This is a genomic window from Alloiococcus otitis ATCC 51267 (assembly GCF_000315445.1).
GTDB lineage: Bacteria > Bacillota > Bacilli > Lactobacillales > Carnobacteriaceae_A > Alloiococcus > Alloiococcus otitis.
The window spans coordinates 167,791-188,474 of the sequence record NZ_JH992958.1; the positions used below are offsets into that span (position 1 = coordinate 167,791).

16 protein-coding genes are annotated in these 20,684 nt (G+C 44.9%); 2 read left to right on the forward strand and 14 right to left on the reverse strand.

All coding sequences use genetic code 11. The features are described from left to right. Positions 1-454: 454 nt before the first annotated feature. The 10 genes from gcvPB to HMPREF9698_RS03435 form a co-directional block, all read right to left on the reverse strand. On the reverse strand, positions 455-1,945 hold the full coding sequence (gene gcvPB, locus HMPREF9698_RS03390; RefSeq protein WP_003777334.1) for an aminomethyl-transferring glycine dehydrogenase subunit GcvPB: 1,491 nt from the start codon (positions 1,943-1,945) through the stop codon (positions 455-457). Then, positions 1,945-3,294, reverse strand: coding sequence for an aminomethyl-transferring glycine dehydrogenase subunit GcvPA (gene gcvPA / locus HMPREF9698_RS03395; RefSeq protein WP_003777336.1), 1,350 nt, complete (start codon positions 3,292-3,294; stop codon positions 1,945-1,947). The genes gcvPB and gcvPA overlap by 1 nt, the downstream gene beginning before the upstream one ends. A gap of 304 nt (positions 3,295-3,598) precedes the next feature. Next, positions 3,599-3,961: a glycine cleavage system protein GcvH gene (gene gcvH / locus HMPREF9698_RS03400; RefSeq protein ID WP_003777338.1), complete on the reverse strand. Its 363-nt coding sequence runs from the start codon at positions 3,959-3,961 to the stop codon at positions 3,599-3,601. A 90-nt stretch (positions 3,962-4,051) separates the two neighbouring features. Then, positions 4,052-5,188 (reverse strand): glycine cleavage system aminomethyltransferase GcvT, encoded by a 1,137-nt coding sequence (gene gcvT, locus HMPREF9698_RS03405; protein ID WP_003777341.1) that lies wholly within the window; start codon positions 5,186-5,188, stop codon positions 4,052-4,054. Positions 5,189-5,226: 38 nt separating this feature from the next. Next, complete coding sequence (locus HMPREF9698_RS03410; RefSeq protein ID WP_003777342.1) at positions 5,227-5,853, reverse strand: cyclodeaminase/cyclohydrolase family protein; 627 nt, start codon at positions 5,851-5,853, stop codon at positions 5,227-5,229. An 11-nt stretch (positions 5,854-5,864) separates the two neighbouring features. Beyond that, positions 5,865-6,719 carry a bifunctional 5,10-methylenetetrahydrofolate dehydrogenase/5,10-methenyltetrahydrofolate cyclohydrolase gene (locus HMPREF9698_RS03415; protein ID WP_003777343.1) on the reverse strand — a complete coding sequence of 285 codons (855 nt, stop codon included), beginning with the start codon at positions 6,717-6,719 and terminating at the stop codon, positions 5,865-5,867. A gap of 183 nt (positions 6,720-6,902) precedes the next feature. Continuing rightward, entirely contained in the window at positions 6,903-8,570 is a 1,668-nt protein-coding gene (locus HMPREF9698_RS03420) for a formate--tetrahydrofolate ligase (protein WP_003777344.1), read from the reverse strand. 914 nt (positions 8,571-9,484) lie between these two features. Then, entirely contained in the window at positions 9,485-10,606 is a 1,122-nt protein-coding gene (locus HMPREF9698_RS03425) for an ATP-NAD kinase family protein (protein WP_003777346.1), read from the reverse strand. A 535-nt stretch (positions 10,607-11,141) separates the two neighbouring features. Further along, positions 11,142-13,865, reverse strand: coding sequence for a 5'-nucleotidase C-terminal domain-containing protein (locus HMPREF9698_RS08410; RefSeq protein WP_003777347.1), 2,724 nt, complete (start codon positions 13,863-13,865; stop codon positions 11,142-11,144). 154 nt (positions 13,866-14,019) lie between these two features. Further along, positions 14,020-14,802, reverse strand: coding sequence for an IclR family transcriptional regulator (locus HMPREF9698_RS03435; protein ID WP_003777348.1), 783 nt, complete (start codon positions 14,800-14,802; stop codon positions 14,020-14,022). Positions 14,803-15,121: 319 nt separating this feature from the next. On the opposite strand from HMPREF9698_RS03435, the gene HMPREF9698_RS03440 reads away from it, so the two are divergent. Together HMPREF9698_RS03440 and HMPREF9698_RS03445 are read left to right on the forward strand one after the other, a co-directional pair. After that, positions 15,122-15,559, forward strand: coding sequence for a YtxH domain-containing protein (locus HMPREF9698_RS03440; RefSeq protein ID WP_003777349.1), 438 nt, complete (start codon positions 15,122-15,124; stop codon positions 15,557-15,559). A gap of 309 nt (positions 15,560-15,868) precedes the next feature. Next, positions 15,869-16,471, forward strand: coding sequence for a histidine phosphatase family protein (locus HMPREF9698_RS03445; RefSeq protein ID WP_003777350.1), 603 nt, complete (start codon positions 15,869-15,871; stop codon positions 16,469-16,471). A gap of 395 nt (positions 16,472-16,866) precedes the next feature. Here HMPREF9698_RS03445 and HMPREF9698_RS03450 read toward each other — a convergent pair whose 3' ends face one another. The 4 genes from HMPREF9698_RS03450 to HMPREF9698_RS03465 all read right to left on the reverse strand — a co-directional run bounded on the left by HMPREF9698_RS03450 (position 16,867) and on the right by HMPREF9698_RS03465 (position 20,281). Continuing rightward, positions 16,867-17,943, reverse strand: coding sequence for a mechanosensitive ion channel family protein (locus HMPREF9698_RS03450; RefSeq protein WP_003777351.1), 1,077 nt, complete (start codon positions 17,941-17,943; stop codon positions 16,867-16,869). Between the two features lie 302 nt (positions 17,944-18,245). Next, on the reverse strand, positions 18,246-18,686 hold the full coding sequence (locus HMPREF9698_RS03455; RefSeq protein WP_003777352.1) for a GNAT family N-acetyltransferase: 441 nt from the start codon (positions 18,684-18,686) through the stop codon (positions 18,246-18,248). Between the two features lie 78 nt (positions 18,687-18,764). After that, entirely contained in the window at positions 18,765-19,928 is a 1,164-nt protein-coding gene (locus tag HMPREF9698_RS03460; RefSeq protein ID WP_003777353.1) for a cation:proton antiporter, read from the reverse strand. Continuing rightward, entirely contained in the window at positions 19,925-20,281 is a 357-nt protein-coding gene (locus HMPREF9698_RS03465; RefSeq protein WP_003777354.1) for a hypothetical protein, read from the reverse strand. Before HMPREF9698_RS03465 ends, HMPREF9698_RS03460 begins: the two co-directional genes overlap by 4 nt. Positions 20,282-20,684: the final 403 nt, after the last annotated feature.

The following is a 20,684-nucleotide window of genomic DNA, read 5'->3' on the forward strand; positions in this document are numbered from 1 at the left end:
GGCTTTTTCCCTCGGTCACTTGGCGTAATCTAACACACCGCTGGCTCGCTTCAAGAGAAGCCCACTCTTTCCGCTCGCCAAACGGTGTGTTGGGCCGATCACGCCGACCGACGGAAAAAGAAAAAGCCCGTAGTATAACATCTGTTACTATATTGTAGAATTTACACATAGATTTGGACTTGACTCTCAATTGTAGAATCTCTACTCCAAAATTCTACAATCCTACTGCAATTATAGAATTTCCACTCCATAATTCTACAATCCACCCCCAATTATAGAATTTCCGCTATAACATCCCAGCCTCCAGCCTAACCAGCTAATCGTTCTCCCTATAAGCAAAACCCCAGCACAACTTGTGCTGGGGCTTGCTTGGCTTGAGCTTGGCTTCAAAGCTAAGGACGCATGGCTTGAGCTAGTCCTCAATCCTGGTTACTGAAGCCACTTTCACGCTAGCTTACTTGCTGTCTGCTGGTGATTCGTGGTCTTCAAAATTGTATTTCAAGATTGGTTTACGTGAGGTTTGAGCTTCATCGATACGGCGAACTGGGGTGTTGTGTGGAGCTGTTTTAACCAGTTCTGGGTCTTCTTTGATCTCTTCCGCAATTTTGATGAAGACGTCAGCTGTATAGTCAAGGTCACGTTTAGACTCTGTATCAGTTGGCTCAACCATGAGGCATTCTTGGATGATAAGTGGGAAGTAGGTGGTTGGTGCGTGGACACCGTAGTCAAGAAGACGTTTCCCTACATCTTTGGCCACAATATCGTATTCTTTCTTGAAGTTGGTCAAGTCAAGGACAAAGTCGTTTTTGTTAAATTGGTCAAATGGAGCATTGTAGTGGTCTTTGACCCGGGCACGAAGGTAGTTGGCGTTTAAGACCGCATCTTCAGAAGCACGACGCAAGCCTTCAGGTCCCATTGCTCGAATGTAGTTGTAAGCACGGACGTTAACACCAAAGTTACCAAAGTCACCTTTGATTCGACCGTAAGATTTTTCTGGTGTTTCAAAGACGTATTTGTCGCCGTCTTTGACCACGTTTGGTCCAGGAATGTATGGTGCTAGTTTGTCGACCACACCGATTGGGCCTGAACCTGGTCCACCACCACCGTGAGGGCCGGTAAAGGTTTTGTGCAAGTTCATGTGGCAAGCGTCAAAGCCCATTGCTGCTGGAGAAGAAATTCCCATGATGGCGTTCAAGTTCGCACCATCGTAGAAGACAAGTCCACCAGCTTCGTGGATGATGTCCGCAATTTCTTTGGCATCTTGCTCAAAGAGGCCGGCAGTGGATGGGTTGGTTACCATGATACCTGCAACATCAGGTCCAGCTGCTTCTCTAACAGCTTCCACATCGATCAAACCGTCTTCTCTTGAAGGAAGTTCAACAATGTCATAGCCGGCAACCACTGCAGTAGCTGGGTTAGTCCCGTGGGCAGTGTCTGGGATAAGGATGGTTTTACGTTGGTCGCCTTCACCGATTGCTTCAAAGTAAGCTTTGAAGGTTAGGATAGAAGCCAACTCACCGTGGGCACCTGCTGCTGGTTGCAAGGTAACCGCATCAAATTGAGTAATTTCTTTCAAGTATTCTTGGAGGTTGTACATCAACTCCATTGCCCCTTGAATGGATTCAGGGTCTTGGTTGGGGTGGATGTTTGAAAAGCCATCTAAAGCAGCCACTTCTTCGTTGACTTTCGGGTTGTATTTCATGGTGCAGGAGCCGAGTGGGTAAGGTCCTGATTCAACCCCGAAGTTACGGTTGGACAAGGCAGTGTAGTGGCGGAGTAATTGCAACTCTGACACTTCTGGCAGTCTTGCTGGTTCTTTACGGGAGTAGTCGCCTAGTTCTGAGTCTAAATCGTAGTCTTCGATTTCACTGGCAGGAAGGTCATAAGCAGTATGGCCTTCAGTAGAAATTTCAAAAATTAATTTATCATAGTCCTGAATTAACATTATTTAGCCACCTCCGCTAAAGCTTGAACAAAGTCGTCGATCTCTTCTTTTGTTCGTTTTTCAGTTGCCACAAGCAAGTAGGCACCCTCTTGTTCCAGTGCATCTGAAGCATCGTAGCCACCCACATAGCCTTTATCATAAAGGGCTTTGTTGACTTCTTCAACGTCTTTGTCTAACTTGATGGTAAATTCGTTGAAGAATGGACGGCTGTTAAGAAGTTCAAAACCTTTGTCTTGTAGCTGTTTAGCCAAGTAGTGACCATTGTTAATATTGCGTTGAGCAAGTTCTTGGACCCCTTGTTTACCGTAAGCAGCTAAGGCAACTGCTGAAGCTAGGGCAAAGAGGGCTTGGTTGGAAGAATAGTTGGATGTCGCTTTTTCACGACGGATGTGTTGCTCACGAGTGGACAAGGCCATGGAGAAACCACGTTTGCCTTCCTCATCAACGGATTCCCCAACAAGTCGGGATGGCACCTTACGCATTAATTTTTTGGTAACGGCGAAGTAACCACTGTGAGGGCCACCTAATTGCATTGGGATACCAAATGGTTGGATGTTACCGACAACGATGTCAGCACCCAAGTGGCCTGGCGCTTCCAACTTAGCAAGAGCAAGTGGGTTACTTGAAACAACAAGTAGGGTTTTGTAGTCTTCAAGTAGTTCTTTGATCGCTTTTAAGTCTTCAACAGAACCGAAGAAGTTAGGGTATTGGACCACAACAGCAGCTACATTTTTATCAAGTTTAGCTTTCAAGTCGTCGAGGTCGGTGATGTCCCCATTTAATTCAACTTCTTCAACGTCATAGTTTTTACCGAAGCCGTAAGTTTTAGCGGTTTGGATCCCTTGGGGGTTAACGGCTTTAGAAATCAAGACCTTGTCAGACTTACGGACTTGACCGATAGCTAGGTTGTTGGCTTCACCGATTGCAGTGTAGCCATCGTATAGTCCAGAGTTGGCTAAGTCCATACCAGTTAACTCAGCTACCATGGTTTGCCATTCGAACAAGGCTTGGAGTTCACCTTGGGAAACTTCTGGTTGGTAAGGGACATAGGCAGTCAAGAACTCTTGACGCATAATGACGTGTTTCACAACTGTAGGCACGTGGTGGTCATAAACCCCTGCACCTAAGAAGAATGGAACTTGGTTAGAAGTTGTGTTTTTGGAAGCTAGTCGGTTAGCTTCTTTTAGCAATTCATATTCTGACAAAGGCTTAGGCAAGTTCATTGGCTCTTTACGTTGGACTTCTTCAGGAACGTCCCGGTAGAGGTCCATAATATCTTTGGCGCCAATGACATCTAACATTTCCTCGCGGTCTTTATCTGTATTTGGTAAATATCTAAAATGCACCATTCTACACTCCTTATGTTTGATTTTGTTCTCTGCAATGATCTTATGCCAAATAGTATCTGGGTTAGGCTGGTTGGTCGCCACAAAAGGACCTAGTCTCAAGGACGGAAAACGCTAACAATTACCAGAAAAACATAGGAGGTGTGTCGCCGGAAAGAAACCTGTCTAGTCTCGGGCACTAAGGCTGGACCCAGTTAAAAGCTAACTGGGCACTTCCTGCCGTGTTATGCCAGCTCAGACAAGTGGTTCCCTGCGACAAACACCCCCTTAATGACCTTAATCTGATTGCATTAGATTAGTCGATCAATTATTCGTCTGTGTCGTCTTCAGTTGATAAGTCAGATGTGTCAATTTCGTCTTCTGCTTCGACTTCGAAGAACCAACCTTTGCCTTCAGGATCTTCGTTGACAATTTCAGGTTCGTCTTCTAAGTCTTCGTTGATTTTAGTTACTTTGATAGCAAATGGAAGGACTACTTCTGAGAAGGATTTAACAGATTCAACTGTCCCGATCTCTTCGTCAGCATCGAATTCATCGTCAACTTCTGGAAGTTCAACGTGAACGATGTCACCTAATTCTTCTGCTGCGTATTCACTAATACCAACACGCGCTTTCTTACCTTCTAGGATTTCAATCCAATCGTGATCTTCTGTATAATATACTTCAGCCATAATTAACTACCCCTTTTTTGTGTGTGTGATTTTTCTTACACCATTATTTTAACATTAAATAAGCAAAATTTATAGTGTAATAATGAAGCTTTATTTGTTGTCAAGCCAATCTTTTTTGTTCAATGTTGCTTCAACGTCTTTACCACGAACGTCGATAATAACGGTGTCGCCAGGTTTGTAGGAACGGTCGAGTCGGATGAAACCAATTGGGTTACCGAATGTTGGTGATTTGGTTGCAGAAGTTACCACACCAATTTTTTCGCCGTCTTTGTTTTTAACGTCCATGCCTTGTCGCGGAATTTTTGTGCCGTCAACAGTGAAGCCACGGGAAGTTTCTTTAACTTGGTCACCTTCACGGTAAGCAACAATAGCATCGCGACCAACATAGTCGACTTCTTTTTTCTTAGGCACTGCAAAGGCAACCCCACCAGCAACTGGGTTAACCGACTCGTCAAAGTCGTTACCGTAAAGTGGAAGTCCTGCTTCAAGACGGAGGGTGTCACGAGCACCAAGGGCACATTCAGTTACGCCCAAGTCTTGGCCTTCTTCCAGCAATTTGTTCCAAACGGTTAGGACATCATCGTAAGGAATGTAAAGCTCGAAACCTGATTCACCAGTATAGCCGGTACGTGAAATTTGAACATTATCAACACCAGCTAGGGTTTGGTCAGGCGAGTATGAGTAGTATTCAATGGAAGCCAGGTCAGCATCAGTTAAGCGGCTAACCAATTCTTCAGCATTTGGTCCTTGAACTGGAATTAAGCCCCAGTCAAAGGTTTCGTTAACAACTTCAACAGCACCGTCTTTGTTGTGGTCAACCAACCATTCGTAAATTTTGTCAGTGTTGGCACCGTTTGGAGTGGCAACTAATTCGTCTTTGTTCACCCGGTAGTAAATCATGTCGTCAAGCATACCGCCGTCATCTCTAATGATAGCAGTGTATTGTGCTTTACCGTCTTCTTTGATTTTACGGGTGTCATTGGTGATGATAGTGTTGAACCAGTCAAAGGCATTTTCTTTGCCTGATTTAACGACAATTTCACCCATGTGGGAAGTGTCGAAAATACCAACTTTTTCACGAACTGCATCGTGTTCTTCTTGGATTTTAGTGAATTGGATTGGAAGGCCCCAGCCACCAAAGTCGGTGATTTTTAGACCTTTATCAAGGTAGTAATCGTATAGAGGCGTTTTTTTCAATCCGTTTTCGTCAAATTGTGCTTCAGACATATGATCTCTCCTTTTGTTTTGTTCCGTATTGGACTAACTTAGTCAGCTAAAATAGCTTGAACTTGTTGGTAGATCGTATCAAGTGTTTGGGCTAATTGGTCAACCTTGTCTGTTGCAAGTTGCCGGTATTCTTGACTCAAGTCCGGGTCTTTCAATTGACCGGCATTGATGTTTAAGTTAAGGGAAGAAGAGTAGATGGCTGACCGGAGCATTTGCACGCCCACACCAAGGTCAGAAATAATGCTTTTCTTGATCAAAGGGACAACTTTTTCTAAGTCTTGGCTGACGGCCTCCACTTCTTCCAATAGTTCTACCGGAGGCTGGCTGGCTGATTTAAGGCCTTCTTGAATAGCCGCCTTTCGTTTTTCTTTTTCCTCGTCCGTATCCTTGGGCAGGCCATAAGCCTGGGACAAGGGTTCAAAATCGCTAGCATCCCGGTCAATCAGCTCGATGAAGTGGTCCTTGCTTTGGTCATACTGGTCAATCTTGTCTTTTAAGAAGGCCCTCTCTTCATCAGACATCTTCTTGTTGGTTGAAAACCGCATAGCCATTAAAACCGCTCCAATGCCTAAACTGGCTGTCACACCAGCAGCTGCACCGCCACCTGGTGTCGGGTCGTTGGAGGCTAACTTGTTGACAAAGTCGGTTACTTTGAGTTCTTTCATAAGGGCACCACCTAATCTACATCATGCAAGAGCTTGGTTCCTTTGATCACCTGGGAAGCTAAAACGGCTGTAGTGACTGAGCCAACACCGCCAGGGACTGGGGTAATGGCTGAAGCTTTGGGTTCTACTTCGTCAAAGCGAACGTCCCCTGTTGCCTTGCCGTCCTTGTAGCCAAAGCCGACATCAATCACAGTTGCCCCGTCTTTCACCAGGTCAGGACCAATCAGACCCAAAGCACCCGTTGCTGAAACCAAAATGTCAGCTAATTTGGTGTGGATGGAATTGTCTTTGGTGTAGACATGGGTGTTAGAGATTGTCGCATTGCGGTTGGTTAACATGACTTGTAAGGGCTTACCAACAACTGGGCTAGAACCGACCACCGCAACTTCAGCACCTTCTAGGTCATAGTCATAATAGTCTAAGATCTCAATCACTGCTTGGGCAGTGGAAGGAGCCATAGCTGAAGGGTCGTTGTTTAATAATTTCCCTAGGTTGACAGGGTTTAAGGCATCCACGTCCTTGAAGGGGTGGAGTTTTTCGGCCACTTGAGCTCGGTCAATCCCTTCAGGGAAGGGTTGCATGCAGATAATGCCAGTAATGGAGTCATCTTGGTTTAACTTGTCAATGACTTCTAGCATATCTTCTGTGCTTTCAACCCCAAGTTCAGTATGGGCTTCAGCTTTAATGCCACATTTTTCCATCTGCTTGATAGCAGACTTCTCGTAAGCCTTGGAGGACTCGTTTTCGTCCACACGCAAAACGGCCAATTTCGGCTCAATCCCCTTTTCATTGAGGGCTTGGGCATCTTCCTTTGCCTTGGCACGGATGGCCTTGGCAACTTCCTTACCATCTAAAATTTTAGCCATATTTTGCCTCCTAACTTTTAGTTTTTTGCCAAAAGGTCCAATCAGACAGGTAATAATGAATAAGAAACCGAGCGATCCGCTCGCACGATTTCTTATTCTCTTACCTTTCATGTTCATCCCGACCGACTAGGCCAGTGAGACCGAGTCAATCTGAGACTTGATCAGGTCTTCTATCCTAGTAGATTAGAATAGGCCTGTAATGTTACCTTTGTCGTCAATGTCGATACGGTTAGCAGCTGGTTCTTTAGGAAGACCTGGCATTTTCATAATGTTACCGGACTTAGCAACAATGAAGCCAGCACCAGCAGAAACAGTTAAGTCTTGGATGGTGATAGTGAAGCCAGTTGGTGCACCCAATGCTTTCTTGTCATCAGAGAAGGAGAATTGGGTCTTAGCCATACAAATTGGTAGTTTGTCGTGGCCGTGACGTTTGAATTTACGGATTTTAGCTTTCGCTTTACGGGTGAATTCAACTTTTTCACCGCCGTAAATGTCTTTAACCAAGGTTTCAATTTTATCTTCGATAGAGTCATTGACATCGTAAGCAAATTTGAAGTCATTGCCTGCTTCAGAAGCTTCAATAACTGCATTTGCCAAGTCTTTAGCTCCGTCGCCACCTTCAGCAAAGTTAGTAGCTAGGACAACTTTGATGTCTTCTTTTTCACACTCTTCTTTAAGTGCTTGAATTTCATCGTCAGTATCAGTTGGGAATTGGTTGATGGCAACGATTGGGTTAATGCCAAAGACATTTTTAAGGTTGTTAACGTGGCGAACCAAGTTTGGCATACCGTCACGTAGAGCTTGGACGTTTTCAGTTTCCAATTCTTTTTTGTCTACGCCACCGTGCATTTTAAGGGCACGAATAGTTGCAACAACTACTGCTGTATCAGGTTTGATGTCAGCTTGACGAGCTTTGATGTCGATGAATTTTTCAGCACCAAGGTCAGCACCGAATCCACCTTCAGTAACAGTGTAGTCAGCGTGAGCCATTGCTACTTTAGTTGCTAGGACAGAAGAGCATCCGTGAGCAATGTTGGCGAATGGTCCACCGTGGACAAAGGCAGGGTTGCCTTCCAAGGTTTGAACCAAGTTAGGTTTGATGGCTTCTTTTAGTAGGGCTGCTGCAGCACCTTGGCCTTGTAGGTCAGCAACAGTTACAGGGTCATTGTCGTGGTTGTAAGCAACGACCATTTTACCGATTTTTTCTTTTAATTCAGAGAGGCTATCTGATAGGCATAGGGCCGCCATAATTTCAGATGCAACAACGATGTCATAGCCGTCTTCTCGAGGCACACCGTCTGCACGTCGGCCTAAACCATTTGCAATGTTACGGAGTTGACGGTCGTTCATGTCAACAACACGACGCCATTCAATCCGGTTTACATCAATGTCCAGTTCATTACCATGGTGGATGTGGTTGTCAATTAAAGCAGCAATCAAGTTAGTTGCAATGCCAATTGCGTGCAAGTCACCGGTAAAGTGAAGGTTGATGTCTTCCATTGGGATAACTTGTGAGTATCCACCACCAGCAGCTCCACCTTTAACACCAAAGACTGGCCCTAAGGATGGTTCACGCATAGCAACGGCTGCTTTTTTACCGATTTTGTTCAAACCATCAACTAGACCGATGGAGGTAGTCGTTTTACCTTCCCCAGCTGGTGTCGGTGTAATGGCTGTTACGAGGACCAACTTACCGAAGTTAGTTGCGTCTAAGTCAAGTTTTGTAAAGTCTACTTTAGCTTTGTCGTTGCCGTATGGTTCTAAGAGGTCATGTTTGATCCCTAGTTTGTCAGCAACTTCTTCAATAGGTAGACCTGTTGCTTCCTGAGCGATTTCAATATCCGATTTCATTAACAAAACTCCTCCTATTTCTGCTGTTTTTACTTGTGCCACAGACCGGTACTATCGGAAGGTAGCGTTTGCAATGACTGTACATTTTAAAGATACTATAGTTTGGCAAGTTTGTAAACAGTTTGCTAAAATCTTAACATGATTTTAACAGGACTGCTACAATTCTAACTTCCCTGTGGTTTATATCACCTTATGCTCCCTTCCAATGGGGCGGAAGGTTTCTAGCTTACATAGGGCTTGGGTCAACTTGGCTTCATACCTGCTTGGTTCACATGACGTGAAAATCTTGTGAAAATCATTGAAACAATTGTCACAAGCATAGGCATAAGAAGACCGAAAGTTCCCAACCCAAAAAGCTAGCAGCAAAGTCAGGTGAGCCTTCCCACTGAGGTCTTGACTTGCTATCTATTGAGTATCCTTATAGCCTGTACAAGTAAATTGTACCAGTTATTGCCATAACTTTAAACTAATTCGCATGGCAATTCCTGTTTTCTTTTGTGGAAAATAAATTGCTTACTTCCAGGCTCTTTTTAGCCCTTCAATTGGCATGATAAGGGATAGGTCTGGAAATTTAAAGTTAGAGAGTTTACTTTGAAAATAGTTTATTAATGTTTTAAATTGTTTGCTGGTCATATGGGCCTGGATTGGCTTGACAAACTGTGATGATCTTGGCTGACGCCATCAATCTTGTTTGCTTTTGCCCCAAGTTCAACTTGCCGGGACTTTGTGATGTGGAGTAAGTTCATGGCTATCCAAGCACATTTCCTGGATTGGGGAAATTCCCCACCACAAGCAGGGTTCAAGTCTATCACCAGCAAGTCCTGGTCTTAAGCCAGCTTGATCTGCTATCAGAAGCCCAGTAGGTCAATGGCCTGCCTGGTAAAGCAAGTTCATTTGCAGGTCTCGCTTTAAACTTAAGCTCTTTTTAGCTTGTACATCTTGAGGTTTTCATAACCCACCACAACTTTATAGTAGCCGGACAAGCGTTCATCCAAGTCAGCATCCCCGGTGTAAATCAAGAAAGGCCGGTTATTTAAGGTTCGGATTTTGCCGGGAGTGGAAACAATTGTAATATCGTCTTTATCCAGCTGGCTGAGAACTTTTGAAGAAATTTGTGGGTTGCCGCGACCAAAGAGGTAGCCTTGACCACCCATTGGGGTCACGATCAATTTAGCCGGCTTGTCTTTGATGATTTCTAGGATGTCAGACTCTGAAGCATCTTTTTTCACCATTTTTTTGTTTTTAATAATGTCGACTCCAAGCTTGGTAACTTCCAGGTCCAACTCTTCCATGATTGGAACAAGGGTTGTCCCTGACCCAATAATATAGTAGACATCCTCTTCCATCCGGTCGATCACGTCCAAGCAAGCCGAAACTTTAGCTTCATGGTCACTTTGAGGCGAAGGTGACTTCAAGTTCTGCATGTGGCTTTCATCGTGGGGAACATTGAGGTAACCATAAACTTCGGTCACCACTTCATCCTGTCTGAAAGCTTCTTCTTCAATATCAATAACTTCTTTTTCGTTAACCGACTGGATTTCATCATTGAGGTAGCCGGCAAGAAGTTCTCCCGCATTTTCTGGTGAAGTAGCAAAGACTGGGGAGTGGATTTTAACTCCAGCTGGAATCCCTAATGCTGGAATTTCCAATTGAATAGTTTTGGCCACATCACGGGCAGTCCCGTCCCCACCGACAAACAAGAGAATATCGATGTCGTCCTGGTTCAAAACTTCTTTAAGGAAACTTTCTGTATCATCAGGCCCTGTTTCTTCCTTACCAGAGTATAGGACATCGGGGTTTTGGTCATATTTGTTGAGGAGGTCTTCCCCCATCTGACCACCGGCTGTAAACCATTCAACCTGGTCGACCTTGTCCAAGGTGATCTTGAGTGCTTTCTCAGCCTTTTGGTTAGCTTCTGGTTCAGCACCCCGGCGCCGAGCTTCTTCTAAAACATCTTTGCCGTCAGTACCTTTCAAACCAACCCGGCCGCCCATACCGGCAATCGGGTTAATCAGTAGCGCAACTTTTTTTACCATTTTATTCACCTTCCTATACATTCTTCGACACCTACAACCTACCACACTTGCTAAGATTTCACTAGCGAAAACGTTTTAAAGATGAAATTTAAGGGCAGGTTGGGCCCTCTTTAAAAATGGCTAGCGGTTGCTGGTTTTACTTCAAAGCCTTCAAACCGGTCCAAGTCGACTTTGGTATGCTGAATCTAGTCTATTGAGTGCAATGATGGCTTTTGGGACTTAACTTGACTAGGCAAACGTCAAAATTCTCGTATAACAATTGTTGTTTGAGAAAAATAGTGGGGGATTCTCAAATAACAATCGTTGTTTGAGAAAAACTGTCCAGAATTCTCGAATAACTAGCCTTGTTTGAGAAAAGGCCGGTAAAATTCTCATATAACATTTGTTGTTCGAGAAAAACAGCTGATAACTTTCGGGCTAGCTTTGGGTTGCAAATAACAACTGTTTTACACAAAAACGCTGCTGACCTATACAGGCAAACACAAAAAGCACCGGTTGGCAATCAACCGGTGCTTTGCTTAAAGCGAATGCTTAATTAGTCTTTTTTAGTGAGAACAAGGCCACCTGATAGGGAAAGCAGTCCGAGTGCCCCCAGTAACCAGCCAGCTGTGGCAGTGTCTGGTAGGGTTTGGCCAGCTTTTTGACTCGTTTCGGCTACTTGACTCAAGTCTTCTGCAGTCACTTGACCTGCTTGGTAGCGGTCAGCAAGTTCTGCTAATTCTTCTAGGCTAGCGTTTGCGAGTAGGCTAGCAACAAAGTCAGGGCCAAAAGCTTTTTCAATTTCAGCTAGGACTTGGTCAAGTGCTTTAGCAGCTCTTTCGTAGTCAGCTGGAACAACCACTTGGTCATCTTCTTGAGGGTCAGCTGGAACTGGAGTCAAGTCATCATCTGAAGTTTGGCTGTCATCACCTGGTTTTTGACCATCTTCTTCAGGATCCTCAACTTCTTGGTCATCACCTGGTGTTTGACCGTCTTCATCTGGACTTTCAACTTCACCATCTGGGTCAGTTTCTGACTCATCTGGAATCTGGCCTTCCAAGTCATCTCTGTCAGTGATTTCAGCCACAAGTCTAGCGAGGCTATCAGCATCCAAGGCTTCGTCGCTAACAGTAATTCGGCCTTCTGTTTCAGGTGCAATCGGGCCGTCTTGTTGGCGGATGTAGTTGATGAGGACATCAGAGAACAATTCCCCAGTGACCAATTCAACGTCATAGTCAGCAAACATGGTGTAGCCGTCCCCACCTGCTAGGAGGAAGTCGTTGGTTGCCAAATTGTAGGTCCGGTCTGGGTCTAGCACTTCACCGTTGACTTCAACGTAAACAACACGTTGGCCTGGCTCACGAGTAGCATCCACAATGTACTTCAAGCCAGATGCATGCAAGAAGCCACCGTTTTGTTCAGGGTATTGGCGGCTACCGTGCTCCAAGGCTTCAAGAATGACAGAACCTGGAACGTTGACTGTTTCCACTAGGTTGATAAATGGTAAGACAGAAACAACATCGCCTAAGGTAATCTCGCCGGCATCAATGCTGGCCCGGATTCCCCCACCGTTGATGAAGGCAATTTCGGCACCAGTGAATTCTCGAACAGCATCGGTGATCAAGTTACCCAGGTTGGTTTCCCCTCGTCGGACAAAGTCACGTTCCCCGTTAAGGACCACACTAGTCGATCCGATAACTTCGCCCAGTTCTCTTTCCACTTCAGCTTGGATTTCCTCAAGCATTTCCTTGATAACTGGGTCTTCTTCACTGCCTTCAACAGCTAGGATATCTTCTGGGTTCCCTACCGTACTGGATGGTAGGTCTTCTAAGATTTGGTCTAAGTTCTCAGCTAGGGTAAGGTGTTGGGCTGTTTTTTGAACAATATTTCCATTTTCGTCAAAGTCAAGGTGGACTAGACCGATCAATTTACCGTGTTCCCAAGCTTGGGTGATCAAGGTCTTGTCATTACCGTCCACGTAAGCTCCACCAATTACTGGTGTGTGGGAGTGACCCCCGATAATCAGTTCTACTTCAGGGTTTTGTCGGGCGATTTCTTGGTCAACCCCGTAACCCACGTGGGAAAGGACGATAAACTTGCTGAATTCTTCAGACAAGGCTTCAATTTGGTCGGAAATAGCTTGGACTTCATCGGTAAAGACAATGCCTTCTACATTATTCGGGTGGGTAGAAGTATAGGTTCCTTGGGTAGCTAGGCCGATAATACCGATTTTTTCACCGAAAACTTCCCATTCGGTAAAGGACTTGAAGAGGTCATTGCCCTCAGTGTCTTTAACATTGGAAGCCACAAATTCAAAGTCAGCCTCTTCTTCCAACTCTTTCAAGCGGTCAAAACCGTAGTTGTATTCGTGGTTCCCGGTTGTCATGGCGTGGTAACCCATTTCGTTCATCAGACGGATAATGTTTTCGCCTTCAGTCAGGTTGACCAAGGTAGTTCCGTGAACGGTGTCACCCGCATCCAACAAAAGAAATTCGTCAGCTAGTTGACGGTAAGCATCAAAAATAGTCTTGATGTGACCCAAGCCCATGTCGTAGTCAGACTCCCCTTGACGGGTGATCCGGCCGTGAAGGTCGTTGGTAAAGCCAATGGTTGCACGACGGGTGCCGGCTGGTCGCTCAGGAACAGGCGGTAATTTCAAGTTTGGCGCATGGTCCAAGGAAACTTCAGGGCTGGCTTCTGCTTGAACAGGGCTTTCTTGGTCTTGACCTTGGTCGGCATCTGAGTCTGCAGTTTGGTCTTGGCTAGGAGTTTCTTCTGTCTCTCCTTCAGAGCTTTCGCCTTCAGCAACTGGATTACTTGCAGCTTCTTGGCCTTGATCATCCGCTTGACCCTGGCTAGCTTGGTCTTGGTCTGAAACTTCTTGACCTCGGTCGGCAGCTTGGCCTGGCTCTTGGTCCGAAACTCCTTGGTCTGGTTCAGGATTGGCAAGGGCTTGACCTGATTCAGCTGGACTAGCAGTAACTTGGTCGTCTGTGACTTCTCCTTCATCACTTGCTGGGGCATTTAACACACCTTGTGCCTGGTCATCCGCTTGAGCTTGACTTAAATTCGCTAGAACTTCATCGTCTGAACCTTCAGGAGTTTGGTCTGAGGCTAAGCCTTGACCCAAATTGCTTCCGTCACTTGCTTGACCTTCTTGGGCTTGAACATCTTGGGCTGAAATACCAGCTAGGACAAGTCCAGATAAGGTAACAGCTACAAAGTGTTTCTTGACTTTTCTCAAAACTTTACGGTGGACACCTTCATTTTGTTGTTTCACGATGTGGAGCACCCTGCTTTCTTTTTTCGTATGTAATAGTCTACATATCAAATATACCATTTTTTCCCAGCCTGGTCTGATAAGAATGTGTATGGTTTAGGCTAATTTTGTGTAAAGGAAAAAAGTCTTTGTAAAGGGGCCACACAAAAGAGTCTTAAGCAAGAGAAGCCAAGGCTTGGTTGAGCTTGTCCCGGATTTGCTTCAGTCCTTTTAGCATCTGGTTTTGCTTAGCCTTTAAGATTTCGTCCGTTGTGGTCAAAGACAAGGAGTAAACTAAAGCCCCCTCTTGGAAGACGGGGACAGCCAAGGAGGAAAACCCAAGACCCAGTTCCTGATTTTCAATCGAGATTCCTTGGTCTTTGATCTGGGCCAAGTCTTTCAGCAGGCTTTCCTTGTCAGTGTGGTTGTTGGGGCCAAACTCCTTCCATTCAAATTGGTCAATCACCTGGTCCCGGTAGTCCGGGTCCAAGTTAGCTAAAATCAGTTTACCAGTCGCTGTGGCATAGAGGGGGAACTCAGTTGACTCATGGACGACCAGGGAATACCTTGCCTGGGAGGGTTTGGCTTCCATGACAATAGGCGCCTGGGTTCCTTCGATGGACATCATCCGGGTGGAAACGGCAAAGACATCCGCTAGTTGCTGGAGGTCGCTGCGAACCAGGTTAATCAGCCGGTTGTTAAATTCAAACTGGGCAATCCGAGCTTTTTCCATAAAAACCAAACCTAGCCGGTAAGTGTTGGCCGCCTCATCGTAAGCCAGGTAATGGTAGTGGAGGAGGGTTTGGACCAAGCCCCGGGTGGTATTAATATTGAGGCCAGTTTTTTGGCTGATCTCATTCAAAGTCAGCTGGCTCTCATCCTTGCTAAAGCAATTAATAATGGTAAAGGCCCGGGCTAGAGACTGGATAATCTTGTAATTCTTTTTATTGGTAGTCATAAGAGGATTCACCCCATTTTTTATGGTATAATGAATATTAATATATTCTAATAAGAAAGTCTTTGACCAAGGGCATTTTTATAATATCGTCTCATTAACGGTAATATCATTATCTTATTCTGGCCCACCTTTGTCAATCTTTTCAGCCATTTCCTTACTTTAATTTCTTTGACATAGGACGAGCTTGCCTGCTTCAATTGAAAATTTGGTGCTATTTTAATTTATTTGTAATGGTATTTCAGAATAATGAGTTAAAGCTATTTCATAGGAAGATTTTTTAGGTTATAATAGGTTTACTACTACACTAGGAGGTATAATTATGTCATTTTCATCTTTTGTTAAAGGTGCCCTCTTTGGCGCTGGGGTTGCTTTACTTTTTGCACCTAAGAGTGGTGAAGAAACCCGTAAAGATATCCGCAAAAAATTTGAAGAATCGAAAGATGCAGCCAATGAATATGCTGAGCTTGCTAAAGAAAAAGGCCAAGAATTAGGCGAAGTTGCTGGGGAAGCAGGCGAAAACATCCGCATCACCCTAACCAACTCAGCTAAAGACTTGCAAGACTCTCTAGACAAAACTTCCAAAGAGCTTCAAAGTGAAGCGGAAGACTTGAAAGACGACATTTCTGAATCTGCTTCAAAAGCAGCTAGCGAAGTCAAAGACACTGCTGAAGACGTTAAGGAAGAAGCAGACGATGCAACCGAAGACGTCATTCAAGAAGCGAAAGACGCGAAAGAAGAAGCTGAAGACGCAAAATAAGTTTCATGGAGCTAAAGCCCAGGCTTTGGCTCTTTTTTATGGGTCGAAAATGGTCTATTTATATAGAAGAGATTGTTTTTGGAAAAAACAGGGGCCTAATTTTAGGGAGAGATCAGAACTTGAGAAAAATTTAGCTAGAGGCTGGGTTGGGCTAAGGCTAAAAGCAATTTTCTTCAAGTCGAATTGGGTCAAAAGAGGCCTGGTTAGGACAGGATATTTCCCATGGGCTGGACCTGGCTTGCATAATCCTGACAGTCATTATATGCTAACGGGGAGAGATACATAAAAACCATGTGAGGAGCAAGCCATATGACCAAGCGCAACTTTTATTTTGTCAGACATGGGGAAACCCTTTTTAACCTACAAGGACGGATTCAAGGCTCGTCCGACTCCCCCTTAACCAAGCGTGGGATTGAACAAGGCAAGATCGCTGGCCAGTACTTCAAGGACCAAGGCATTCGCTTTGATTCTGCCTATTCTTCAACCCAAGAGCGGGCCAGTGACACCCTAGAATTGATCACCGACTTGGATTACACCAGGGTCAAAGGCTTGAAAGAGTGGGACTTTGGCACTTACGAAGCTTATCCGTCCTACCTGGTTCCAAGAGACCAATTTTTTACCTACTTCCCCCAATTTGGAGGCGAAAACTTGGATGATGTGATCAAACGGGTCAACCAAAGCGTCCAGGATATTGTGACAAAGGATAACGGCCAGTCCATCCTAGTGGTCACCCACAGCATCACCCTCAAGGTCTTTTATGAAATTTGGAAGGACTACAACCAAATTGAGGAATACCAAGGCGACTTTCCCAATTGTGTCGTCCTCAACTATGAATACGAAGATGGCAAGTTTTCTCTTGTTGATGTCACTAGCCACGACTTCTCCCAGCTCCAAGACATGCCAAACTTTTAAGAAAAAACCGAACAGCCAGAAAGCTGTTCGGTTTTCCTTCGTTAGGGCTATGGTTAGCGAGGGGGTACGAGAAACTGGTTTTATTTATAACGTAGGTTTTTAATAGGCCGTTGGAGAATGCGGGTGGCATTCTCAAATGACACAAGTTGTTTGAGAAAAATACTGGGAGATTCTCGAATAACACATGTTGTTTAAAAAACGTGAAGGGGAAGTCTCGTATAACTAGTGTTGTTTGAGAAAACCTGCTAAAATTCTCGAATAACATGCATTTTTTGAGAAAAAGCCGAGACATTCTCCATTCTAATCCCAAGTTTAAGAATACCAATTGTTTCCAATAAAGTGACAGCTTTACCTAAAAAGCATGAACCGGCTCGACAAGACGGTTCATGCTTTTTTTATTTGGCTTGGTTTTCAAATTGCTTGTTAAGCAAGTAAAGGTCTTGGCGTGGGAAGGCAAAGCTAACACCAGCTTCATAGAAACGTTTGTAAATGATCTTGCGGGCCTCGGAAGGCAAGACAAACTCAGCTTGCTCGGCCTGGTCATCAATCCAGAAAAAGAGAACTAGACTGACGTTGTATTCATCAAAATTCTCAACATAGACCTCCGGCAAAGGGTTAGACAAGAGCCTACCATATTTAGTGGCCTGGAGGTCATAGATCGACTCGATCAATTCTTCTTCTGCCAAGTCCAAATCCTCCCCATATTCGACACCAACTTCGATTGTCACTCGAAGACGTTTGTTAGTGAAAGATCGGTTGATGAATTTATTTTCCAAGAAATAAGAGTTGGGGATAATAATCCGTTCATTGAGTCGGGTCCGGACGATAGTGTAGCGGATTTTGATTTCCTCGATATCGGTAAAGGTGTCGTCAATTACTACCCGGTCACCAACTTCGATAGTGCGGTCAAAGAGGATAATGAGGCCGGAAATAAAGTTGTTCATGATGTTTTTCAAACCAAAACCAACCCCAACCCCAACAACGCCGGCAAAGACGGTCAAGCTAGAGAAGTTGAAGCCCAGTGAGGAGAGGGAGAAGGCGATCATAACAATAATAATGGTGTAGTGGAGAAGGGTGTTAATGGTCGCTCGAGGACCCCGGTCAATTTCATAGCGGTCATAAACTGGAGGCAGGAGGTAATGGCGGATAGTGTTAGACAGCTTGAAGGCCACCACCAGGGCAAAAATGATGACAATGATCAGCATGGGGGTGACTTCCGTATCGCCGATGGTCACAATTTCCCGGCTCATCCAGTTCGATTCACCCAAGAAGGAGAAGATGTACATCATGGAGATGAACAGGAGGATCCAAGTTCCCACCTTGTTCACCACTGTTTGCACCCGGTCGGACCGGACAGCCTTGTTAATCAGCCGGATGAAAAATAAACCCAGCCCCCAAATCAAGACCATGCCCAGGATAGCCGTTAGCCAAAATAAAAACCTTGATTGCTCTAATGTATTGAGAAATTCCACCCTATCAGTCCATTCTATCTTCAAATTACTTACAATTTTAATAATAATCGTCATTTATCTTCAATGCAAGACCCCTTGACCAAGTTCAGTTTAATTTTTGCTTTCAGTGTAGAAAGAGCTGGGGAGCTAAAACGGAGGTAAAACCCTAGTCCCTAGCTAGCCATTAACTTGCCAGCCTTCTTAACCACTTGGCGGGTCTTTAAAAGAAGAGGCAGATTTACCTTCTAGAGCTCGGCAGACGATCGGGGACCAGTACCATCTTCACTAACCCAGCACACAATCTGACACCTACCCCATGTCTTCTAGTCCGGCAGACGTTTTTCTGCCAGTACCATATCCACATGGGGGATACCTGCTTCCATGTATTCGTCAGACACCTTGGTAAAGCCCAAAGACCGGTAGAGGTCCTGAACATAGGATTGAGCTGCCAGTCTCACTTCTTTTCCTGGTCCGATATAGTCCAGGACCTCCTGGAGCATACACCGCCCCAGTCCTCGGCCCCGGTGGCTTTTAGCGATTAAGACCCGGCCAATTGCCTGGTGGTCGCCCCGGTCAAGGATTCTAGCGTAACCAACCAAGTCGTCTCCATCCTTTAACAGGACATGCAAGGCCTGGTAGTCATCTTGGTCAGCTTCTGACTCGGTAATTTTTTGTTCTTCCGAAAAGACCTGCCCCCGCAAGATATAGACTTGGATCATGTCCTGTGCGGTCATATCTGGGGTCGCTTTGATTTGGATTTTCATCTTTATGCCTCTTTTCACGGCTCGTTTCAGTCTTGGTTTTTATTTCAGGGGGCTTGCAGGCAGTTTTTTCCAAAAAAACTAGTTTACTTCGCCTGCCCGCTCTAGTCCTTTTTCGACAATGAGAGGGCCAAGGATTTCGAAGAAAATAACCCCGGTCAAGAGGACACCAGACAGGGTCCCGGCCATAGAGGGAATGGTTTGCTCAGCAATGGAAACCAACCCAATGGCGATGCCAGCTTGGGGGACGAGGCCTAAGCCGATATTGCGCTTGGTTGACTCTTTAAAGCTGGTCAACTTGGCAAAGAGGTAGGCCCCACCTGCCCGGCCGATAAAGCGACTGACAATGTAACCAAGCCCGATAATCCCAACCTGGTAAATGATGCTAATTTCAATGTGGGCACCAGACAGGGTCAGGAACATGACATTGACTGGCAGGTTGATCCGCTCAAAGGTTGAAGCAACCCGGGTGGTGTTGTTGGTCAAGTTGGTGATAGTAATCCCGGTGATGATAGCCATCAATACAGCTGACAGATCCAATAGCTGGGCCAAACCATTATGAATCATAATAATAGCAATAATAATTACCAAAAGTTTATCTTGTAGAACTTGCTTTTCGACAAAGTAGGCAAAGATCCAACCGGCTAGAATACCAAATACGAGACCCAATCCAATATCTCTGACAATAGAGATTAGAACATCAGTAAAGACGAAATTAGCTTTCATAGCAGATTCGACTAGGGACAAGACCAGACCGAAAAGGGTGATACAGGTCAAGTTGTCTAAAGCCACCAAATTGAGTAAATTGTTGGTCATCTCTCCACGAGCTTTGCGCTCCTTAACAATTTCCAAAACACCAGGAGGAGAAATAGTTAAAGAAACTACCCCTAAGATCACTGCTTGATAAAAGCCCATTCCCAAAAAATAAGTAACGGCTGTAACTAATGCAAAAGTTACTAGGCTCTTCCCTAGGGATATAATTATGAGATTTCGCCCGTTATTTTTCAAAACGCTTCGGTGTAATTCCATCCCAACCGAAATTGACAAAAGGCCAATGGCAAAATCCGTCACGATGCCAAAAAACTCACTGACTTCAGGGGTAACAAGGTTAAAGACACTAGGTCCAAGTAAAAAACCAGCTAATAAATAGCCGGTAACAGACGGTAATTTCAAAGCTTGGGCCAGCCTGCCACCTACTAGCCCAGCTAGTAAGATAATTGCAATATATAATGGTGTGTTCATCATTCAACAGTCCCCTCGTCGTCCTCGTGGTAGTCCATCCCCTTGGAAAAAGACACAGGGGTGGTAAAGAAGACGGCAGTATCCGGTTCATTAATATCACCCAGAACGTCTTCCACAGCCTTCAAGACCAAGTCCCGTTCTGCTTGGCTGTCCACGACCGTCATAATCATCTTACTATTGTGCTTATCTTCTTTTAATTCCGCAAACATGGAAAACATGGGTGACTGGTTGGCAATCAGGTGGCCCATCCCACCACTATCTATCACAGTTGCCCCATGGATTTCATATTCTAAAAACAGGGATAGTATCTCGCTCAAACGATCAGGCTTATTTAAAACGATGTAAACTAATTCCATCTGTCCCACTCCTTTCCTTACTAGTATAGCATTGATGGAATGAAAAAGTTAATCCTTGTCTTATATAAAAATGTGATGATGAAATAAAGGATAGGGGGAGGGGAGGGGTTTAGGGTGCCATCAGAAAAGTTGGGGTTGGTTTGGTACTGGTCGGGGAAGCTTTATTGACAGCTAGCTTGCTGGCTTCAAATGTAAGCGCTTCTTTTAAGATAAGTTGGGGGCGACCTAGCCAGTGACCGGTTTTATAAGTCTTTTATTGGTTTGTGGTTGTCGCCTTATTGCTTCATAACTCGTTTATTGCTGGGCGATTGTCGCGTTATGACATCATAACTCCTTTATTGCTCAACAATTGTCGCGTTATTGCTCCAGAACTCCTTTATTGCTCAGCAATTGTCGCGTTATT

Excerpts from the sequence above, each read along its gene's own strand:
- gcvT (WP_003777341.1), bottom strand. The coding sequence starts at position 5,188 with ATGTCTGAAGCACAATTTGACGAAAACGGATTGAAAAAAACGCCTCTA.
- HMPREF9698_RS03465 (WP_003777354.1), bottom strand. The coding sequence starts at position 20,281 with ATGGAATTAGTTTACATCGTTTTAAATAAGCCTGATCGTTTGAGCGAG.
- HMPREF9698_RS03410 (WP_003777342.1), bottom strand. The coding sequence starts at position 5,853 with ATGAAAGAACTCAAAGTAACCGACTTTGTCAACAAGTTAGCCTCCAAC.
- HMPREF9698_RS03460 (WP_003777353.1), bottom strand. The coding sequence starts at position 19,928 with ATGATGAACACACCATTATATATTGCAATTATCTTACTAGCTGGGCTA.
- HMPREF9698_RS03455 (WP_003777352.1), bottom strand. The coding sequence starts at position 18,686 with ATGAAAATCCAAATCAAAGCGACCCCAGATATGACCGCACAGGACATG.
- HMPREF9698_RS03415 (WP_003777343.1), bottom strand. The coding sequence starts at position 6,719 with ATGGCTAAAATTTTAGATGGTAAGGAAGTTGCCAAGGCCATCCGTGCC.
- HMPREF9698_RS03445 (WP_003777350.1), top strand. The coding sequence starts at position 15,869 with ATGACCAAGCGCAACTTTTATTTTGTCAGACATGGGGAAACCCTTTTT.
- HMPREF9698_RS03425 (WP_003777346.1), bottom strand. The coding sequence starts at position 10,606 with ATGGTAAAAAAAGTTGCGCTACTGATTAACCCGATTGCCGGTATGGGC.
- HMPREF9698_RS03420 (WP_003777344.1), bottom strand. The coding sequence starts at position 8,570 with ATGAAATCGGATATTGAAATCGCTCAGGAAGCAACAGGTCTACCTATT.
- HMPREF9698_RS03440 (WP_003777349.1), top strand. The coding sequence starts at position 15,122 with ATGTCATTTTCATCTTTTGTTAAAGGTGCCCTCTTTGGCGCTGGGGTT.
- gcvH (WP_003777338.1), bottom strand. The coding sequence starts at position 3,961 with ATGGCTGAAGTATATTATACAGAAGATCACGATTGGATTGAAATCCTA.
- HMPREF9698_RS03435 (WP_003777348.1), bottom strand. The coding sequence starts at position 14,802 with ATGACTACCAATAAAAAGAATTACAAGATTATCCAGTCTCTAGCCCGG.
- gcvPB (WP_003777334.1), bottom strand. The coding sequence starts at position 1,945 with ATGTTAATTCAGGACTATGATAAATTAATTTTTGAAATTTCTACTGAA.
- gcvPA (WP_003777336.1), bottom strand. The coding sequence starts at position 3,294 with ATGGTGCATTTTAGATATTTACCAAATACAGATAAAGACCGCGAGGAA.